This is a genomic window from Brevundimonas sp. 374 (assembly GCF_900102995.1).
Taxonomy (GTDB): domain Bacteria; phylum Pseudomonadota; class Alphaproteobacteria; order Caulobacterales; family Caulobacteraceae; genus Brevundimonas; species Brevundimonas vesicularis_C.
The window spans coordinates 369915-388184 of the sequence record NZ_FNKT01000001.1 but is presented as its reverse complement, the minus strand read 5'-3'; the positions used below and the strand labels follow the sequence as shown (position 1 = coordinate 388184).

Here is an 18270-nt window from a genome sequence, read left to right as displayed (position 1 = left end):
TCGACCCAAGGCGGAGGTTCAGGCCTCCGCCTTCCATCCGGCCCTATTTGCTGGGCTGCATATAGACCACGCGACAATCGCCATCGATCGTGGTGTAGCGGTTGTTCGACGCATCGACGAAAGAGATCCGGCCGCCGTCGTCATATTCGACCTTGCCGGTCGAGCGTCCCTTGAAGTTCTCCACTCCATAGGTCCAGCAGGTGATGTCCGCCGGCTTGTCGCCCCAGGTGGCGTCGTTGCGCGCCCGCTTGCTGTCGGTGCAGGCGGTCAGTCCGCCGGTCAGGGCGAGGGCAACGGCGGTATAGACGAGCGCTTTCATAGGCTCAGCCTCGCACGGACGCCGTCCAAGGAAAAGGCCGCCCCGGCGATGCCGGGACGGCCTAACTTTCGACGATGGCGCTCGACCTATGGCCGGCTGGCCATGCCCAGCTTCACCGGCTTGGCGTCGTCAGCCAGGGCGCCGCGCTTGACGCCCCACAGCAGGATGATCGGCGCGCCGACATAGATCGACGAATAGGTGCCGATGATGATGCCGAACATCAGAGCGATGGAGAAGCCGAACAGGGCCTCGCCGCCGAAGATGGCCAGAGCCGCCAGCACCATGACGGCGGTCACGCCGGTGATGATGGTCCGCGAAAGGGTCTCGTTCAGCGACAGGTCGATCACGTCGCGCAGCGGCATGGTCTTGTACTTGCGCAGGTTCTCGCGAAGGCGGTCGAACACGACGACGGTGTCGTTCATAGAGTAGCCGATGACGGTCAGGACGGCGGCGACCATGTTCAGGCTGAACTCCAGCTTGAACAGCACGATCAGCCCGAACGTCAGGATCACGTCGTGCAGCAGGCCGACCACGGCGCCGAAACCGAACTGCGGCTCGAACCGGAACCAGATGTAGAGGAACATCAGGCCGATCGCTACGCCCAGAGCCAACAGGCCCGAGGTGAACAGCTCGCCCGACACCTTGGAGCCGACGACGCTGACGCCCGAATAGTTGACCTGACCGACCGCGCCGCTGATGGCGCCTTCGACCTGATTGACCACCTGGGTCTGATCGCGGCCTTCCGGCACCTGGAAGCGAAGAATGGCGGTCGAGCCGTCATCGACATTGGTGTCGCGGCGCGCGATGCCCTGGACCTGGACGTCGCCGAGGTTCAGGCCGTTCACGGCCTCGCGGACCCGATCCAGCTCGATCGTCTGGCCCGCCGGCTTGGACACTTCCATCGAGGCGCCGCCCCGGAAGTCGATGCCCATGTTCAGGCCGGGATAGAAGCAGGAGACGATCGCCGCGACGCACAGGATCACAGACAGGACGCCGGCGAACCGCGCATATTTGACGAAGTGGAAGTTCGTCTTCTGCGGCAGCAGTTTGATCAGGGGCCATCCACGCATCGCCATCACTCCGCGATCGGCAGTTTTTTGGGCTTGGCCGTCTTGAGCCAGTAGCCGAGCAGGACCTGAGCGACCAGGACCGACGAGAAGACCGAGGTGAACACACCGATGGTCAGGGTCCAGGCGAACCCGCGAACCGGGCCTTCGCCGAACACGAACATGATGCCCGCCGCGACCAGGGTGGTCAGGTTGGCGTCGATGATGGTGCCCATGGCCTTGTTGAAGCCGGCGTCCATCGAGGCGATGACGCTGCGTCCCGCCCGGGCCTCGTCACGCATCCGCTCGTAGATCAGCACGTTGGCGTCCACCGCGACCGCGAAGGTCAGGATCAGACCGGCGATGCCGGGCAGGGTCAGTGTCGCCTGGGTCAACGACATGGCCGCCACGATCAGCACGCCGTTCAGCACCAGGCCGACCACCGACACGCCGCCGAACAGCAGGCCGTAGGCCAGGATCATGAACAGCACGATGATGGCGAAGCCGACGGCGGTCGACAGGGCGCCGGCGGCGACCGCGTCCGCGCCCAGTTCGGCCGTCACGGTGCGGCGCTCCTCGACGTTCAGCGGCGCCGGCAGGGCGCCCCCGTTCAGCAGGTTCACCAGCGTCGCCGCTTCCTGGATCGAGAAGTTGCCGGTGATCTGACCCGAGCCCGAGGTGATCGCGCTCTGGATCGTCGGGGCCGAGATGACTTTGCCGTCCAGGATGATGGCGAAGGGCTTTTGAAGGTTGGCGGCGGTGGCTTCGCCGAAGCGCCGGGCGCCGGCACCGTCGAAGCGGAAGTCGATGGCCGGGCGGCCGCTCTGGTCCGAACCGACGCCGGCGCGGGTCAGGTTCTCACCCGACACCAGCACGCGCTTCTTAACCAGATAGGGCGTGCCGTCCTCGCCTTGCAGCAGTTCGGAATCGGGCGGCACACGGCCGGCCAGGGCGTCCTGAACCGAATTCTCGACATCGACCATCTGGAAGGTCAGCTGCGCCGTCTGGCCGATGACTTCTTCCAGCTTGCTCGGATCGCTCTCGCCCGGCGCCTGGACCACGATCCGATCGGCGCCCTGGCGGGTGATGGAGGGTTCGCGCGTACCCAGGCTGTCGATCCGGCGGCGCACCACCTCGATCGACTGGTCCACGGCCGTCGCGCCCATGCCGTTCAGCGCGGCGTCGGTATAGGCGAAGCGGATGCGGTTGTCGCCCAGGCGCGTGGCGGTGCGTTCGGCCTGGCCGCCCGGTCCGACCTGACCGCCCAGCTGTTGCAGCGCCTTGAACGCGGCATCGCCCTGGGCCGGATTGGCCAGGGTGACGACCACGCCGCCGGCTTCACGCTGGAAGCCGTTGGTGGCGACGCCCGCACCGTTCAGCGTGACCCGAACGTCTTCGATCAGGTTGGTGACGCGCTTTTCGCGCATCGCCGGCACATCGACTTCCAGCAGCAGATACGAACCGCCCTGAAGGTCCAGCCCCAGGTTCAGCTTGTTCTTGGGCATGAAGCCGGGCAGCGCCTCGCGTTGCTGATCCGACAACAGGTTCGGGAACGCCAGCAGACAGCCGAGAACGGCCGCGACGACGACGAGAATGACTTTCCAGCGCGACAGCTGAATCATGAGGGCGGTCCAGGTATCGGCGGATACGCGAGCGTATCAGGCCTTGGAATCGTTGGCGGCGATGGCGGTGCGGTTGCGCACCTCGGCGATCATGGCCTTGACCACGCGCACGTTGACGCTGGGGGCGATCTCGACGTTGACCTCGGCCTCTTCGACGCGGGTGACCTTGCCGATCATGCCGCTGCCCAGGACGACGGTGTCGCCACGCTTGACGGCGGCGATGGCGGTCGCGTGCTCCTTGGCGCGCTTCTGCTGCGGACGGATCAGCAGAAAGTAGAACAGGATGAAAATACCGATGATGGGCGCAAACCCGATCAACTGCGCCGTCAAGCCGCCTTCAGCGCCCATGGGTCGTCTCCGAACATAGAAGGGTAGCCCTCGTCGGCCCCCCATTAAAACGAGGCGCGGAACCTAGGGCCGCGCCTCGCAGATTGCAACGCGGCGAAAGCGCTACCTGGGCAACACTGTCAAAGGATCGACCGCGACCGGATCGTCGCCGCGCATCTGACGGGTCTCGAAGTGGATCGAGGGGCGTCCGTCGCCGGCCGTCAGACCCACGGTGCCGATCTGCTGGCCCGCGCGCACGTCGTCGCCGTCCTTGACCGTCGCCGAACCCAGATGGCCATAGACGGTGCGCCAGCCGTTGGCGTGCACGATCAGCACCGTCAGCCCCTGCCCCACCAGATCGCTGCCGACATAGGCCACGCGCCCGGCCGCAGAGGCGCTGACCGTCGCGCCGGCCGAGGCGCCGATATTGATGCCGTTGTTCCGCTCGCCCATGCCGACCGGGCCGAAACGCCGCACGATGTCGCCACGCACGGGCCACAGCAGGTTCGGCTGAACGGCAGCGGCGCCGGCGGCGTTGGTCTGTTCGACGGGCCGCGTCTGGACCGGCAGCGCCGCATTGCCCGAGGGCGGCGGCGGGGGCGGCGGCACGGCGCCGTTGTTGGGCACCAGCACGCCGACGGGCGAAGCGCCGGTCGCGTAAGGGTCGCGGCCGGTATCCACCGCCGCTTCAGGCAGGATGATTCGCTGGCCCGTCGTGATCGCCCCGCGTGGCCCCAGGCCGTTCAGATCAATCAGCGTCTGGACCGGCGTCTGGAAGCGGCGACCCACGCCCGAGATCGTGTCGCCCGGCTGGATCACATAGGCCGCGCCCGGGCGCACCGGGGCCGACGACGACGGATAGGACGGCGGCGCATAGGCGGGCGGCTGCGACGCCGGCGCCTGATAGGTCGGTTGGCTCGGACCGACGTTGACCGTCGGCGGCAAGGCTCCGCCGTCCACCTGCCCGATCGGCGCGGTCGCGGGCGGCGGCGATTCATAGGGGGCCGGCCGATCGGGCTGGTTCGAATTCTGACCGGCGTTCGGATAGGTCGGCTGCTGCGGGTAGGCGCCCTGCCCCGGACCATAGGCCGGCGCCGGGTTCGCATGCGTCGAATAGCGCGGCTCCGAAGGATAGCTGATGCAGGCCGCCGTGCTCAACGCCGCCCCCGCGACCAGAACCGCTCTCATCCAGCCCGAAATCATCGCCACCGGCTGCTCCCATTCGTGGTTAAACTCGCCCGCCCGGTGTGCCCGCTCGCGCCCCATAAGCCAACCCCGCAAACCGCACGGAATTGGGGCGCGAAGATTAACGGCTCAAACAGCGAGCAACCGGGTCGCGAGCGATAGCCAGCAGAAAGGAGCCTACCCCTCCTTCGCCGTCCCCTCGACCAGCGGTACGAACCGCACCTCCGTCAGGCTCTCGCGGTGGAAGGACCCGTCGCCCTGCCCGACATAGCGATGCAGCATCTGCACCGACGTGCGTCCCACAGGCGCGACCAGCACCCCGTTCGGCTTCAGCTGTTTCAGCAGTTCGGTCGGCTCGGTCGGCGACGCGGCCGTGACCATGATCCGGTCGAACGGTGCCTGTTCGGCCCAGCCCAGGCCGCCGTCGCCGTGCTTGGTGATGACGTTCTCGATCTTCAGCACCCGCAGCCGCGCCTCGGCCTCGACCAGCAGGCTGCGATACCGCTCCACCGAATAGACATAGCGCGCCAGCCGGCTCAGCACCGCGCACTGATACCCGCTGCCGGTGCCGATCTCCAACACCCGGTGACGCGCCTGCACCTCCAGCGCCTGGGTCATCAGTCCGACGATATAGGGCTGGCTGATCGTCTGGGCGCAGTCGATCGGCAGGGCCTGATCCTCCCACGCCTGATCCAGGAACTTCTCGTGCACGAAGACCGCCCGGTCGATGCTCTCCATCGCCTTCAGCACGCGCGGGTCCGTGACCCCCTGCTGCCGCAGCGACAGGATCAGGCGTCCGGCGCGGTCGTCGTGCAGATTCATGCGGCGGTCGCCACAGTCTTGGGCGGCGCTCCGCCCAGCACCTTCTTCAGGTCATGCACGCTGGTCATGTGCGTCAGGTCGATATGCAGCGGCGTGACCGAGATCCGCCCCTCCTCGATGGCCCGCAGGTCCGTGCCCTCGGCATGCTCCTGCTTCTCCCCCCGGAAGCTCATCCAGTAATAGTCCCGCCCGCGCAGGTCCGTGCGCCGCACCGCATGCATCTCGCCGACATTGCGGAAGCCCTGGGTCGTCACCTCGACCTGATCGACGGCTTCGGGCGGCCGGTTGGGGAAGTTCAGGTTCATCACCACCCCGTTCGCCCATTTCTGCTCCAGCAGGCGGCTGATGATCGCCGGGGCGAAGGCCTCAGCCGTCTCCCAGTGCGCCACGACCTCGTCGTGAAACCGCTCCAGGCTCTGGCTCAGGGCGATCGAGCGGATGCCGAACGCCATCCCCTGCAAGGCGCCCGCCACTGTGCCGGAATAGCTGACGTCCTCGCCGATATTGTGCCCGCGATTGACGCCCGACAGCACCAGATCGGGCTTCTCCGGCATCAGGTCGTTGACCGCCAGCACGACGCAGTCGGTCGGCGTGCCCGTCACCGCGAACCGCTTCTCGCCCAGGTTCAGCACCCGCAGCGGCTCGGTCAGGGTGATTCCCCGCCCCTTGCCCGACTGCTCGACGGCGGGCGCGCACACCCACACGTCGTCGCTCAGCGTGCGCGCGATCCGCTCGAGGCATTCCAGGCCTTCGGCCTCGATCCCGTCGTCGTTGGTCAGAAGAATACGCATCAGACGCCCACGACCTGCAGACCGCCCATATAGGGCTGCAAGACCTTCGGCACGGCGATCCGCCCGTCGTCTTGCTGATAGTTTTCCATGATCGCCACCAGCGTCCGGCCGACCGCCAGGCCCGAGCCGTTCAGCGTATGGACGAACTCCGTCTTTTTCTCGCCGGCCCGCTTGAACCGCGCATCCATGCGCCGCGCCTGGAAGTCGCCGCAGTTCGAGCAGCTGCTGATCTCGCGATAGGTTCCCTGGCTGGGCAGCCAGACCTCCAGGTCGAAGGTCTTCTGCGCCGAAAAGCCCATGTCGCCCTTGCACAGCAGCATCCGCCGGAACGGCAGCTCCAGCGCCTTCAGCACGGCTTCCGCACAGGCCGTCATCCGCTCATGCTCGGCGTCTGAGTCCTCCGGCCGCGCGATGGACACCATCTCGACCTTGGAGAACTGGTGCTGGCGGATCAGCCCGCGCGTATCACGTCCCGCCGACCCCGCCTCGGCCCGGAAGCACGGCGTCAGCGCCGTCATCCGCATCGGCGTCGCCAAGTCGTCCTCGGGCAGGATGGTCTCGCGCACGAGATTGGTCAGGGAGACTTCGGCCGTAGGGATGAGGTAGCGTTGATAGCTAGCTTTACTCTCAGACAAGAACGCCATCACTTGGTCATGGTGGCGACGCTCGATCTCGGCAGCATTAGTCACGAAACCCGAAACAGCCTCTCCTGTTTCAAGTTCACTGGACCTGCTAGCAAACTCACGTGCGACGGCGCGGATGCTCTCAGTTTGCCGAGCAATAAGGTCCGCTTCCAAGCCCGCGATCCAACCTGCTGTGGCAGCGAAAAGATCGTCTTCAAACTTAGGTAATTGGCCAGTCCCAAACATGGCGTCCGGCTTCACGATGTAGGGCGGGTTCACTTCCAGATAGCCGTGCTGGTCCGTCTGCATATCGAGCATGAACTGGCCCACGGCCCGTTCCAGCCGCGCCAGTTGGCCCTTCAGCACCGCGAACCGAGCGCCCGACATCTTGGCCGCCGCCTCGAAGTCCAGCATCCCCAGGGCCTCGCCCAGGTCGGCGTGGTCCTTGGCCGGACCGGTGCGACGCGGCACGCCCCAGGTCGAGACCTCGACATTGCCCGCCTCGTCCTCGCCGTCCGGCACATCCTCGGCCGCCAGGTTCTTCAACCCCGCCAGCAGGTCGCGCAGCTCCTTGCCGACGCGCGCCTCGACCTCGGCCGCCGCCGCGATATCGCCTTTCAGCGCCTCGACCTCGGCCTTCAGCCGGTCGGCCTCGGCCATGTCCTTGCGTCCCATGGCGGCGCCGATCAGCTTGGAGGCCGCATTGCGCTTGGCCAGGGCGTCCTGGCCCGTGGTCTGGGCGTGGCGCAGTTCGGCGTCCAGCCGCAGGATGTCCGCCACCAGCCCGTCGGCCTCGTCCACCCCGCGCGACGACCAGCCCGCCACGTAAACCTGGGGGTTCTCGCGAATGGCTCTGATGTCGTGCATGGTCTGAAACTTCGGCTGGGCGGGAGAAGCCGAACGCTCTACCCGCCCACGCGGAATCGGGCAACGCGAGAAGCTCGCACCACCGTCTCCTCCCCACTTGTGGGGAGGGGGACCGCGAAGCGGTGGAGGGGCTCTTGAACTCCCACAGACGCCTGCGATGCGCGAAGAGCCCCTCCGTCTCTCCGCTGCCCTTCGAGCCACCTCCCCATGACATGGGGAGGAGACGATGCTCAGCCATCGCAATGCCGCTGGTCCATTTCCAGCGATTTCAACCGCTTGCCGATTTATGTCCCCTGTCTTCCATCCACGGGGTCAAACGGCCCCATAATGCATCCGTCTCGTCGCTTGGAGGGCTTGCCTGGCCTGCGACCTTGCGGCGGCGAGAGCGGAGGGAACGGGGGCGGTGGTGAAATCCCATCGCGGCGCCGGGGCTGATCGGCCGGGGAACCGCCCCGGCGTCCGCAGTCGCGTTGCAGGGTCGAGGGGGATACTCGGCCGAACCGGGGATCGGGGATCGCTGCTCCGACCCGCCCGTCGCAGGCTTATGGGGTTAGGCGATAAGACCGCCACCGCTCGGCGCCCCGAGCTTGCAGGCCAACCCCCCGCGCGGAGCGTCACACCCTTCGTCGAAACGGTAATCTCTAATCACACTCCGGGCGAAGGCCCGGCGCTCCGCCCAGCCCTCCGAACTTCGCTGCGATCGCGCGAAGGCGCCGTCGCACGTCCAAACATCCCAATTCACCCGCTTGAGAATCGCGCCTACAAACGGATCATGGCCACGCTTCGCCCCGACACGCTGGCGACCTCGCTCGCGCGAATTTTCGAAGGTCGCATGGTCGACCGGGCCAGCTGGTTTGCGCTGACCGGCGGCGAGCCGCTGTTCACCGAAGGCGATCCGGCCGACACCCTTTATCTGGTTCGCTCCGGCCGACTGGGCGTGTTTCGAATGGAGGCGGATCAGCCGCCGCACATGCTGGGCGTGGTCAAGGCGGGCGAGCCGGTGGGCGAGATGGCCATGCTGGCCGGCACGCCGCACACCGCCACCGTCGTCGCCCTGAGGGACAGCGAGATCCTGGCCCTGCCGCGCGAAGCCTTCTTCGAGGCCGCCCGCACCGAACCGGATCTGATGGTCGAACTGTCGAGGCTGATGATCCACCGCGCCCGCGAACGCACGGCGGGCGCGTCCGAGCCCAGCGTCTTCGGCTTCGTCTCGGCCCGTCCCCGGCCCATCCGCGCCTTCGTCGAACGCATCGCCGCCGCCATCCAGGCCATGGGCTTCACCTGTCAGGTCATTGACCAGTCGGCCCTGGCCTCGGCGTCCGAATGGTTCAGCCGGGTGGAGGGCGACCACGACTATGTCCTCTATGTCGCCGAACAGGATCAGCCCGCCTGGGCCAGCCTGTGCGCGCGTCAGGTGGACCGGATGTTCATCGTCGGCAGCGGCCTTCTGGCGCCGCCGTCCGCCGTGCCGCGCCGCCAGGGCTTCGGCGACGGCCGCCGCCTGACCGACCTGATCCTGCTGCGCGATCCGCGCATGCATCACCCGGCCAACACGCGCGTGTGGCTGGATGCGCTGCAGCCCGATCGCTGGTTTCACTGCGTCGAGGGACTGGCCAAGGACGCCGAGCGCATCGCCCGCGTCGTCACCGGCACGGCGGTCGGACTGGTTCTGTCCGGCGGCGGCGCGCGGGCCTATTGCCACATCGGCGCGATCCGGGCGCTGGAAGAGGCCAAGGTGCCCATCGACTTCGCGGGCGGCGCCTCGATGGGCGCGGTCGTCGCCGCCGGCCCGGCTCTGGGCTGGTCCTTCGAACGGCTGGATTTTGAGATCCGGCGCGCCTTCGTCGAGTCCGACCCGCTGTCGGACCTCGCCGTGCCGATCATCGCCATGTCCCGCGCCCGTAAGGTCGCCCGTCTGCTGGAACAGGCCTACGGCGACATCGACCTGGCGGACCTGGCCCTGCCCTTCTTCGCCGTCTCTTCGAACCTGACCTCGGGCCGGATCGAGGCGCATCGCACCGGCCTGATGCGTCGGGCCATGCGCGCCTCCATCGCCATCCCCGGCGTCCTGCCGCCAGTCGTCATGGACGGTCAGGTGCTGGTGGACGGCGCCGTGCTGAAGAACTTCCCCACCAGCGTCATGCGCCAGCTGAACAGCGGCCCCATCATCGGCGTCGACATGTCCCAGACGCGCGGCGTCGATCCCCAGGCGCTGGAGAATCCGCCGTCCTGGTGGAAATGGGTTCTCTCCGGCGCCTGGAAGGCCGGCCCGCCCATCGTCTCGATCCTGATGCGCTCGGCCACCATCACCACCGACGTCGAGATGACGCAGTCGCGCGCCGACGCCGACGTCCTGATCCTGCCCCAGGTCGCCGGCAGCGATATTCGGGACTGGAAGACCTACGACGGCCCCGTCGCCATCGGCTACGAGGCGACAAAGGCGGCGCTCGCCGACCTTGCCTGCCCCGTCACCCAGATGCGGCATTGCCCCACCGCCCCCCCGGCGCCCTCACCCGCCCCTTAAAGCGGCGCGCAAACCCGCTTCAGCCAGTCCAGCGCCTCGCCATCCATCAACGGGCCGACCTTGGCCAGCGTTTCGGCGTGATAGGCGTCGACATAGGCCCGCTCGTCCGGCGTCAGCATCTCGACCGAAATCAGCTTGCGGTCGATCGGCGCGAACGTCAGCTGCTCGAACCCGTGCATGGGCCGCTCGCCGCCCTCGGGGACCTCGGCGGGCGTCACGACCTGCAGGGTCTCGATGCGGATGCCCCAGTGGCCTTCGCGGTAATAGCCGGGCTCGTTGGACAGGATCATCCCTTCCAGCAGCGGCTCGGTCGTGCCCCATTTCGCGATCCGCTGCGGCCCCTCGTGGACGCCCAGATAGCTGCCGACGCCGTGGCCGGTGCCGTGATCGTAATCCAGCCCCGCCGCCCACATCGGAGCCCGCGCGATGGCGTCCAGCGCCATGCCGCTGGTCCCCGCCGGGAAACGGATCGTCGCCATGGCGATATGCGCCTTCAGCACCAGCGTGAACTTGTGGCGCTGATCTTCGCTCGGCTCGCCCACCGCCATGGTGCGGGTCACATCGGTCGTGCCGTCCAGATACTGACCGCCGCCGTCCACCAGCAGCAGCGAGCCCTTCTCGACCTTGCGAATGCTGGCGCCCACCGGCTTGTAATGCGGCAAGGCCCCGTTCGGCCCGGCCCCGGCGATGGTGTCGAAACTCAGGTCCTTCAACGCCCCGGTCTGCTCGCGGAATCGCTCCAGCGCCTCGACCACCTCGCGCTCGTCCGGCAGGGTCTCCTGCACCACCGTATCGACCCAGTGCAGGAACCGGCTCAGCGCCGCCCCGTCGCGGATATGCGCCCGACGGCTGCCCTCGATCTCCACCGCATTCTTGGCCGCCCGGGGAATGGCGCAGGGGTCCATCGCCCGCACCACCGTCGCGCCTGCCGCGTCCAGCCGGTCGAAATACCAGGCCGAGGACAGCGATGGATCGATCATCACCTTTCGGCCCGACAGCCCGTCCAGCGCAGCCGGCAGCTGCTCGGTCGCCTCGATGCGGACATCGTCGCCCAGCCAGGCCGGCAAAGCATTCGTCACCTTGGCCGTGTCCAGGAACAGCCGCGCCTTGCCGTCCGCCGCCAGGATGGCCTGGCCGATCGGCAGAGGCGACCGGATTACGTCCCCGCCGCGCACATTGAACAGCCAGGCGATCGACATCGACGCCGTCAGCACCACCGCGTCTGCGCCGGCGTCCGCCACGGCCTTGCCGATCCGCGCCCGTTTGGACGCATGACTCTCGCCGGAATGGACGTCCTCGTGCGGCACGACCGGCGCCGTCGGCTGGGCCGGACGATCGGCGCCCCAGGCCAGGTCCAGCGGATTGGCGTCCACGGGCTTCAGCGTAGCCCCCGCCTTCTGCGCCGCCGCCTTCAGGGCCATCAGGGCATCCGGGCTGTGCAGACGCGGATCGTAACCGATCACCGCCTCCTTCGCCGCCGTCTCCAGATAGGCCGCCACGTCATTCAGGTCGCGTCGCTCGAACAGGGCCGGATCGGTCTGGGCCTTGACCTGAACGGTGTAGCGACCGTCGGTGAACATGCTGGCCCGATCATGGAACACCACCGCCGCCCCGGCCGAGCCGGTGAAGCCGGTCGCCCAGGCCAGCCGCTCATTGGCGTCCGGCAGATACTCGTTCTGATGCTCGTCCTCGTGCGGGATCAGAAACCCGTCCAATCCCTGCTTGGCCATTTCGGCGCGCAGCAGCGGCAGGTGCTTGGCCCCGAAGGACGGGTCGGTCGTCTCGTCGAAAGTCTGGCGCATGATCGATCCTCAGCCCTTGCGCAGTTGCAGGGCGCTCCAGGCGTCGTGATGGATGGTCTGCTCGACCGTGAAGCCCAGCGGCAGATAGGCCTCCAGCACCCGCTCCTCCTGGGTGCGCAGAAGACCCGACAGGATCGCGACCCCGCCGCTCTTCAGCGCCGCACCGATTTCGGGCGCCAGATGCACCAGAGGCGCGGCCAGAATGTTGGCGAACACCAGATCATACGGCTGATGCTGGGCGATGCGCGGATCGCTGAGACCGTCGGCGAAATAGAAGTCGCACTTGGCCTCGTTGATCTCGGCGTTCTCATTGGCGATCCGGGCCGAGGGCTCGTCGATGTCGGTGCCGACGGCGATGGGCGTGCCCGTCTTGGCCGCCGCGATCGCCAGCACGCCCGTGCCGCAACCCACGTCCAGCACCTTTTCGAAGCTTTCAGTCTCCAGCAGCTTGTCGAACGCCTCCAGGCAGCCGACCGTCGTGCCATGGTGGCCCGTGCCGAAGGCGGCGCCGGCGTCGATCTTTAGCGTGACGCGGCCCTCGGGCACCTTGCCCTGATCGTGCGCGCCATAGACGAAGAATCGTCCGGCCTCGACCGGCGGCAGGCCCGACAGCGACATGGCCAGCCAGTCGGCGTCCGCCAGCTTCTCGACCAGCACCGTCACCGGATAGCCCGCCAGCACCGCCTTCAGCCCCTCGACCTCGTCATCGGTCGTGGGGAAGGCGTCGATGCGCCAGACGTCATTGTCCTCGTCCTCTTCCAGGATCGAATAGGTCGCGCCTTCCAGTCGCGGATCAGCGTCTACGGCCTCTGCGGCGGCCTCTGCGGCGGCGCGTGGGCCGCGTGCGATTATCTGAAGTGCGGACTCGGACATTTTTCAAACACCGGTAATATGGCGAGTCGTAGCGATCCGGTGCTGAACGCCCGTCGCCGCCGCGTTTTTATCAAACCGAGGGGTCGGGGAATACATGGCCAAGTCACCGTCTACGTCTAAACCAGCGTCGCCAAAGCCGGCGACCGCCGCTTCCAAGCCTAAAGCCGCGCCGAAGTCGAGCGCCGTGAAGACCGCCGCCGACAAAACCGCCGCGCCCAAGGCTGCGGCAAAGCCGGCAGCCGCTGCGCCGAAGCCCCCTACCTCGAAGGCTGTAGCGCCCAAGACTGCGACGCCCAAAACCGCCGCCCCCAAGCCGGTCGCCGCCAAGGCCGCAGCCAAGCCGAAAACCGCCCCTGCCCGCAAGGCTGCTCCGAAAGCCGCGCCCAAGGCCGCCGCCCCCAAGTCCACCGCAGCTAAGACCGCCGCCGTCAAGACGGCAGTGAAGCCTGCAGCGCCGAAAGCGGCCGCACCGAAGGCGACGGCGGCAAAGCCTGGAGCGACCAAAACTGCCGCCCCCAAGGCCGCCGCTTCGAAACCCGCCGCCGCCCCGAAGGCCGCGCCTGTCGCCAAGCCGGCCGCAGCGGCGCCCAAGCCTGCCGAGCCCGTCGCCGCGCCCAAGCCCGCCGCTGCGCCCGCACCCGCTGCTGCGCCCGGCGCTGCTGCGCCCGCGCCGACGCCGGCTCCCGCTGCCAAGCCGGTCGAAGTCCCCAAGCCGGCGCCGGCGCCCGCCGCCAAGCCCGAAGAAAAGGGCTTCTTCGCTAAACTGGGCGACATGATCTTCGGCAAGCGCTGATCGCACTTCCTCTCTGATCCAGCAGATCGCCGGACGGCTCGCCCGTCCGGCGATTTTCGTTTTCGGGCCGCGATTTACGACCTGCGGCCGGCTGAGCGACAAACCAGGAATACTTGACTTCTGCGCAGGGGCTTCTATATGCCCCCCAGCCTCGGGACAGGTCTGCGATCCGCGCCGCCCGCTCGCCCAAAGAGGGGCGGTTCCGTCGCTGCTATGCACGCAGACGCTTTCTCTCCCAAGGATTCATGACCGAATTTTCCCAACTGGGCCTTTCGCCCACGACCCTTCAGGCCGTCGCCGACACCGGCTACACGACCGCCACGCCCATTCAGGAACAGGCGATCCCCGTCGCCCTCGCCGGACGTGATGTTCTGGGCATCGCCCAGACCGGCACCGGCAAGACCGCCGCCTTCACCCTGCCCCTGGTCGATCGCCTGTCCACCGGCCGCGCCCGCGCCCGTATGCCGCGCGCCATCGTCCTGGCGCCGACCCGCGAACTGGCCGACCAGGTCGCCGAGAGCTTCGCCAAATACGCCAAGGGCACCAAGCTCAGCTGGGTCCTGCTGATCGGAGGCGTCTCCATGGGCGACCAGGTTGCGGCGCTGAACAAGGGCGTCGACGTCCTGATCGCCACGCCCGGCCGCCTGCTCGACCTGTTCGAACGCGGCAAGATGCTGCTGACTGGCGTCGAGATCATGGTCGTCGACGAGGCCGACCGGATGCTGGACATGGGCTTCATCCCCGACATCGAGCGCATTTTCAAACTGACGCCGCCGCGCCGCCAGACCCTGTTCTTCTCGGCGACCATGCCGCCGGAGATCACGCGCCTGACGACCGCCTTCCTCAAGGATCCGACCCGGATCGAGGCCTCGCGTCCGGCGATGACCGCCGACACCATCACCCAGTACATCGTCCGCATCCCGACCTCGGACCCCAAGGCCAAGCGGACCGCTCTGCGCGCCCTGGTCGGTCGGGAGGACGTGCGCAACGGCATCGTCTTCTGCAATCGCAAATCCGAAGTCGATATCGTCGCCAAGTCGCTTAAGGCCCACGGCTTCGACGCTGCCCCGATCCACGGCGACCTGGATCAGTCGCACCGGATGAAGACCCTGGCGGATTTCCGCTCGGGCGCGCTGAAGATTTTGGTCGCCTCGGATGTCGCCGCGCGCGGCCTGGATATCCCCGACGTCAGCCACGTCTTCAACTACGACGTCTCGCACCACGCCGACGACTACGTCCACCGCATCGGCCGCACCGGCCGCGCCGGCAAGCTGGGCCAGGCCTTCATGATCGTGACCCCGGCCGACGACAAGTCGCTGGATAAGGTGCTGAAGCTGATCAAGAAGGATCCGGAAGAGCTGGTTCTTGAAGGCATCGACTTCGCCGCCATTAAAGACGGCCCGCGCCGCGACGACAAACGCTCGGGCGAACGCGGTCGCAGCCGGTCGCGCACCAGCACGGCGCCCACGCCATCCTCCGAGCCTGTCGACATCGCCCCCGTCACCGCCGCGCCATCGTCTCAGGAGGCCGAGGCGCCCCGCAGCCGCAGCCGCCGCAAGGCCCGCCCCGAGACGCCGGTCGAAGTTGCGGCTCCCGTCGCCGCCGCAATCGATGCGCAGCCGATCGTCGAGCCTGTTGAGACCGCTCACGCCGCGCGCCCCGACCGTGCAGACCGTGAACCGCAACTGCTGCAATCCGATCGCCGCGGCGACCGCAAGGCCGACAAGAGCGATACGCAGCCCCAAGGCGTGCGTGGCTTCGGCGACGACATCCCCGCCTTCCTGCGCCGGCCCGTCGTCATTCGCGCTTGAATTCGTACACAACGGCGCGGTGAAACGCCGCGTCGTTTACCCTGCATTACGGAACATCCCGTAGTGTGCGCCCCGACACAGCTCCAGAACAGGAGCCCAGGGGAACAAGAATGTCGAAAAAGGTCGAGACGGCGCTAAGAGCTCCTCAAGCCTATGCTTTGGCGCGCAACGTCATCGGCGAAATGGAAAAGGCCGGCGTGTGGCCCACGCCGCTGAACTTCGAGCTCTGGCTGCACTACATCAGCGACCCTGACGGCCCCCTTGCACAGGAAATCCGTCGTCTTCTGGCGCAGTCTGCGGTCATCACCGACAAGACGTCCGAAATGCTGGCCGCCGAGTTCCTGCCGCGCGGTCGCCTGCCGGATCAGATCCGCGACGTCGGCGCCGTGCTTGACCGCGAATTGGCCAGCGTCGCCAGCGCCATCGCCATGGCGCACAAGACCCAGCACGACTATGGCGAAACCCTCGCCGACGCCTCCCAGTGCATGGAGACCGTCGATGATCCGTCGTCGCTGAAGGATCTGGTCGGCGGATTGTCGACCGCGACCAACCGCGTGCGTCGGGAAACAGCGATCCTGGAAAAGCGTCTGGAAAAGTCCAACAAGGAAGTCATCCGCCTGCGCGAAAACCTGGAACAGGTGCGCCGCGACGCCATGACCGACGCCCTGACCAATCTGGCTAACCGCAAGGCCTTCGATGAACGGCTTGAGGCCGCCTGCGCCGAGGACGACGGCGCGCCGCTCAGCCTGGCCATCCTCGACATCGACCATTTCAAACGGTTCAACGACACCTGGGGCCACCAGACCGGCGACCAGGTGCTGCGCTATGTCTCCACCGTCCTGTCCAACATCTGCGGCAAGACCCGATTCGCCGCCCGGTTCGGCGGCGAGGAGTTCGCGATCATCTTCCCGGGTGAAGGCGCCGGCGTGGTCATGGCCGCGTTGGAGAGCATCCGCAACGACGTGGCGTCACGCGCGCTGCGCCGTCGTTCGACCAATGACGACCTGGGCTCGGTGACTGTCTCCGCCGGCTTCGCCCAGCGCCAAAAGGGCGAAACCGCCGCCAGCCTGCTGGAACGCGCCGACGCCGCCTTGTACGAATCCAAGCGTGCGGGCCGAAACTGCGTCACGCCGGCATCATCGCTCGAAAAGGCGGCTTAGGGTCTGACAAGGTCAAGCTTTCTGCCATAGTCGTCCCATGCGCAGCTTCGCCTTCAATGTCGCCTACTGGACCCTGTCGATCGGCTATGGGCTGACCGCCGCCTTCGCAGCGCTCGCCCCCGGTCGCGGCCCGGCCAGTTGGGTCATCCGCCGCTATGTGAAGCGCATGGTCCAGGCCATGTCGATCTTCGCCGGCATCAAGCTGGACGTTCGCGGCAAGGACCGCTTGCCCGAGGGCGCCTTCATCATCGCCTCAAAGCATCAAAGCTGGGGCGACGGCTTTGCGACCTATGATCAGTTCGACGACATCGCCTTCGTCACCGGCGATCACCTGGAAAAGTTTCCCCTGCTGGGCGGCGTGCTGAAGAAACTGGGCGCCATCGTCGTCAACTCCTGCGGCGGCCACCAAGCCCGCAAGGCCTTGGCCATGCGCGCCGCCGAGGCCCGCGCCGAGAACCGCAAGATCCTGATCTATCCCGAGGGGCACCTCGCACCGGTCGGCAAGAAGTTCAAATATCGCTCCGGCGTCTGGCACATGTACCGTGACTTCGACGTGCCGGTCGTGCCGCTCGCCACCAACCTCGGCCTCTTCTGGCCCGAGGAAAAGTACGAAAAACACCCCGGCACGGCGACGCTGGAGTTCCTCGACCCGATCCCCGTCGGCCTGCCCAAGGAGGAATTCCTGGCTCGCCTCGAAGCCGTCATCGAGACCCGCACCGCCGAGCTCGTCGCCTTAGCCACGGGGCAACCCGTGACGCCGGCCGTGCTGATCGAGGCGCCGACGAAGTAGCGCGCTTCAGCGTCTTTCCCGACGCCTTCTTCACCGCTGCGTCCAGGCGACGGCTTCGTCGGGATTATCCAGGGCCGCGTCGGTCAGTGTCCAGCAGCCCATCAGATCAGGATCTACCTCAGTCGGCGGCGACCGGCACGATGGTCACGCTCTCGCCGCAGCCGCAGGCGTCGGTCTGGTTCGGATTGTTGAACACGAACTTGGACGCCAGACGCGTCGTCTCATAGTCGATCTCGGTGCCGATCAGGAACAGCACGGCCCGGGGCTCGATCAGGATCGTGACACCCTTGTCCTCGACCACCTCGTCCATCGGCCCGATCTCGTCGGCATAGGCGAAGGTGTATTCCTGCCCGGCGCAACCGCCATTCTTGACCCCGATCCTCAAACCGATGTGATCGTTCTCGGCATTGTCCAGGATTTCGCGCACGCGCTCGGCGGCGGCGTCCGTCAGGGTGACGGCCTTGGGGCGCGGGCGACGCGGCCGGGATGTGGCTTGAAGTTCGCTCATCAGAACATATCCATCAGAACATGTTCAGGGCCAGCTTGGCCTCGTCGCTCATCTTGGAGGCGTCCCACGGCGGATCGAACACCAGATTGGCCTTGGCGCTGCGCACGCCTTCGACCTTCTCCACCGCCGTCTCGACCCAGCCCGGCATTTCGCCGGCGACGGGACAGCCCGGCGCCGTCAGCGTCATGTCCACCACCACATCGCGATCGTCGTTGACGTCCACGCGGTAGATCAGGCCCAGCTCATAGATGTCGACCGGGATTTCCGGATCATAGACCGACTTCAGCGCCTCGATCAGCTGATCGGTGAGGGTGTCCAGCTCGGCCTGCGACAGGGCGCTCTTCTGAGGTTCGTCCCAGGCGTCCTTGAAGGCGTCGCTGTCTTGAATCGGTTGATCTGTCATCGGC

At 67.1% G+C, this 18270-nt stretch carries 17 protein-coding genes; 5 read left to right on the top strand and 12 right to left on the bottom strand.

All coding sequences use genetic code 11. The features are described from left to right. Positions 1-43: 43 nt before the first annotated feature. The 8 genes from BLR19_RS01840 to serS all read right to left on the bottom strand — a co-directional run bounded on the left by BLR19_RS01840 (position 44) and on the right by serS (position 7602). On the bottom strand, positions 44-319 hold the full coding sequence (locus BLR19_RS01840) for a hypothetical protein (RefSeq protein WP_091746520.1): 276 nt from the start codon (positions 317-319) through the stop codon (positions 44-46). Between the two features lie 86 nt (positions 320-405). Beyond that, positions 406-1395 carry a protein translocase subunit SecF gene (gene secF, locus BLR19_RS01835; RefSeq protein ID WP_039243629.1) on the bottom strand — a complete coding sequence of 330 codons (990 nt, stop codon included), beginning with the start codon at positions 1393-1395 and terminating at the stop codon, positions 406-408. Beyond that, positions 1395-2987, bottom strand: a complete 1593-nt coding sequence (gene secD / locus BLR19_RS01830; RefSeq protein ID WP_055804957.1) for a protein translocase subunit SecD — start codon at positions 2985-2987, stop codon at positions 1395-1397. Before secD ends, secF begins: the two co-directional genes overlap by 1 nt. Positions 2988-3023: 36 nt before the next feature. Further along, a complete protein-coding gene (gene yajC / locus BLR19_RS01825) occupies positions 3024-3335 on the bottom strand; it encodes a preprotein translocase subunit YajC (RefSeq protein WP_017504795.1) in 312 nt (103 codons plus the stop codon). Positions 3336-3437: 102 nt separating this feature from the next. After that, positions 3438-4517 carry a peptidoglycan DD-metalloendopeptidase family protein gene (locus BLR19_RS01820; protein WP_091746517.1) on the bottom strand — a complete coding sequence of 360 codons (1080 nt, stop codon included), beginning with the start codon at positions 4515-4517 and terminating at the stop codon, positions 3438-3440. A 159-nt stretch (positions 4518-4676) separates the two neighbouring features. Next, on the bottom strand, positions 4677-5321 hold the full coding sequence (locus BLR19_RS01815) for a protein-L-isoaspartate(D-aspartate) O-methyltransferase (protein ID WP_045810751.1): 645 nt from the start codon (positions 5319-5321) through the stop codon (positions 4677-4679). Further along, on the bottom strand, positions 5318-6112 hold the full coding sequence (gene surE, locus BLR19_RS01810; RefSeq protein ID WP_091746514.1) for a 5'/3'-nucleotidase SurE: 795 nt from the start codon (positions 6110-6112) through the stop codon (positions 5318-5320). The genes BLR19_RS01815 and surE overlap by 4 nt, the downstream gene beginning before the upstream one ends. After that, positions 6112-7602 carry a serine--tRNA ligase gene (serS, locus tag BLR19_RS01805; RefSeq protein WP_091746511.1) on the bottom strand — a complete coding sequence of 497 codons (1491 nt, stop codon included), beginning with the start codon at positions 7600-7602 and terminating at the stop codon, positions 6112-6114. The genes surE and serS overlap by 1 nt, the downstream gene beginning before the upstream one ends. A gap of 772 nt (positions 7603-8374) precedes the next feature. On the opposite strand from serS, the gene BLR19_RS01800 reads away from it, so the two are divergent. Next, a complete protein-coding gene (locus tag BLR19_RS01800; RefSeq protein ID WP_091746508.1) occupies positions 8375-10126 on the top strand; it encodes a patatin-like phospholipase family protein in 1752 nt (583 codons plus the stop codon). Here the strand turns inward: BLR19_RS01800 and BLR19_RS01795 are convergent. Further along, on the bottom strand, positions 10123-11928 hold the full coding sequence (locus tag BLR19_RS01795; RefSeq protein WP_091746505.1) for an aminopeptidase P family protein: 1806 nt from the start codon (positions 11926-11928) through the stop codon (positions 10123-10125). The two genes, BLR19_RS01800 and BLR19_RS01795, sit on opposite strands and share 4 nt — an antisense overlap. Positions 11929-11937: 9 nt before the next feature. Next, positions 11938-12801 (bottom strand): 50S ribosomal protein L11 methyltransferase, encoded by an 864-nt coding sequence (locus tag BLR19_RS01790; protein WP_039243620.1) that lies wholly within the window; start codon positions 12799-12801, stop codon positions 11938-11940. A gap of 184 nt (positions 12802-12985) precedes the next feature. Between BLR19_RS01790 and BLR19_RS01785 the strand changes: the two genes are divergently transcribed. From BLR19_RS01785 to BLR19_RS01770, 4 genes are all read left to right on the top strand, one after another. Continuing rightward, on the top strand, positions 12986-13594 hold the full coding sequence (locus tag BLR19_RS01785) for a hypothetical protein (RefSeq protein WP_143007322.1): 609 nt from the start codon (positions 12986-12988) through the stop codon (positions 13592-13594). Between the two features lie 245 nt (positions 13595-13839). Next, positions 13840-15405 (top strand): DEAD/DEAH box helicase, encoded by a 1566-nt coding sequence (locus BLR19_RS01780; RefSeq protein ID WP_091746502.1) that lies wholly within the window; start codon positions 13840-13842, stop codon positions 15403-15405. Positions 15406-15515: 110 nt separating this feature from the next. Further along, positions 15516-16565 (top strand): GGDEF domain-containing protein, encoded by a 1050-nt coding sequence (locus BLR19_RS01775; RefSeq protein WP_091746499.1) that lies wholly within the window; start codon positions 15516-15518, stop codon positions 16563-16565. 37 nt (positions 16566-16602) lie between these two features. After that, positions 16603-17355 carry a lysophospholipid acyltransferase family protein gene (locus BLR19_RS01770; protein ID WP_091746496.1) on the top strand — a complete coding sequence of 251 codons (753 nt, stop codon included), beginning with the start codon at positions 16603-16605 and terminating at the stop codon, positions 17353-17355. 118 nt (positions 17356-17473) lie between these two features. Here BLR19_RS01770 and BLR19_RS01765 read toward each other — a convergent pair whose 3' ends face one another. Then, positions 17474-17863 carry a HesB/IscA family protein gene (locus BLR19_RS01765; RefSeq protein ID WP_066551375.1) on the bottom strand — a complete coding sequence of 130 codons (390 nt, stop codon included), beginning with the start codon at positions 17861-17863 and terminating at the stop codon, positions 17474-17476. A gap of 13 nt (positions 17864-17876) precedes the next feature. Then, positions 17877-18266 (bottom strand): SUF system Fe-S cluster assembly protein, encoded by a 390-nt coding sequence (locus tag BLR19_RS01760; protein WP_017504008.1) that lies wholly within the window; start codon positions 18264-18266, stop codon positions 17877-17879. Positions 18267-18270 lie beyond the last annotated feature (4 nt).

Bases quoted from the DNA above. Each gene is read 5' to 3' on its own strand.
- BLR19_RS01840 (WP_091746520.1), bottom strand. From the start codon at position 319: ATGAAAGCGCTCGTCTATACCGCCGTTGCCCTCGCCCTGACCGGCGGA.
- secF (WP_039243629.1), bottom strand. From the start codon at position 1,395: ATGGCGATGCGTGGATGGCCCCTGATCAAACTGCTGCCGCAGAAGACG.
- secD (WP_055804957.1), bottom strand. From the start codon at position 2,987: ATGATTCAGCTGTCGCGCTGGAAAGTCATTCTCGTCGTCGTCGCGGCC.
- yajC (WP_017504795.1), bottom strand. From the start codon at position 3,335: ATGGGCGCTGAAGGCGGCTTGACGGCGCAGTTGATCGGGTTTGCGCCC.
- BLR19_RS01820 (WP_091746517.1), bottom strand. From the start codon at position 4,517: ATGATTTCGGGCTGGATGAGAGCGGTTCTGGTCGCGGGGGCGGCGTTG.
- BLR19_RS01815 (WP_045810751.1), bottom strand. From the start codon at position 5,321: ATGAATCTGCACGACGACCGCGCCGGACGCCTGATCCTGTCGCTGCGG.
- surE (WP_091746514.1), bottom strand. From the start codon at position 6,112: ATGCGTATTCTTCTGACCAACGACGACGGGATCGAGGCCGAAGGCCTG.
- serS (WP_091746511.1), bottom strand. From the start codon at position 7,602: ATGCACGACATCAGAGCCATTCGCGAGAACCCCCAGGTTTACGTGGCG.
- BLR19_RS01800 (WP_091746508.1), top strand. From the start codon at position 8,375: ATGGCCACGCTTCGCCCCGACACGCTGGCGACCTCGCTCGCGCGAATT.
- BLR19_RS01795 (WP_091746505.1), bottom strand. From the start codon at position 11,928: ATGCGCCAGACTTTCGACGAGACGACCGACCCGTCCTTCGGGGCCAAG.
- BLR19_RS01790 (WP_039243620.1), bottom strand. From the start codon at position 12,801: ATGTCCGAGTCCGCACTTCAGATAATCGCACGCGGCCCACGCGCCGCC.
- BLR19_RS01780 (WP_091746502.1), top strand. From the start codon at position 13,840: ATGACCGAATTTTCCCAACTGGGCCTTTCGCCCACGACCCTTCAGGCC.
- BLR19_RS01775 (WP_091746499.1), top strand. From the start codon at position 15,516: ATGTCGAAAAAGGTCGAGACGGCGCTAAGAGCTCCTCAAGCCTATGCT.
- BLR19_RS01770 (WP_091746496.1), top strand. From the start codon at position 16,603: ATGCGCAGCTTCGCCTTCAATGTCGCCTACTGGACCCTGTCGATCGGC.
- BLR19_RS01765 (WP_066551375.1), bottom strand. From the start codon at position 17,863: ATGAGCGAACTTCAAGCCACATCCCGGCCGCGTCGCCCGCGCCCCAAG.
- BLR19_RS01760 (WP_017504008.1), bottom strand. From the start codon at position 18,266: ATGACAGATCAACCGATTCAAGACAGCGACGCCTTCAAGGACGCCTGG.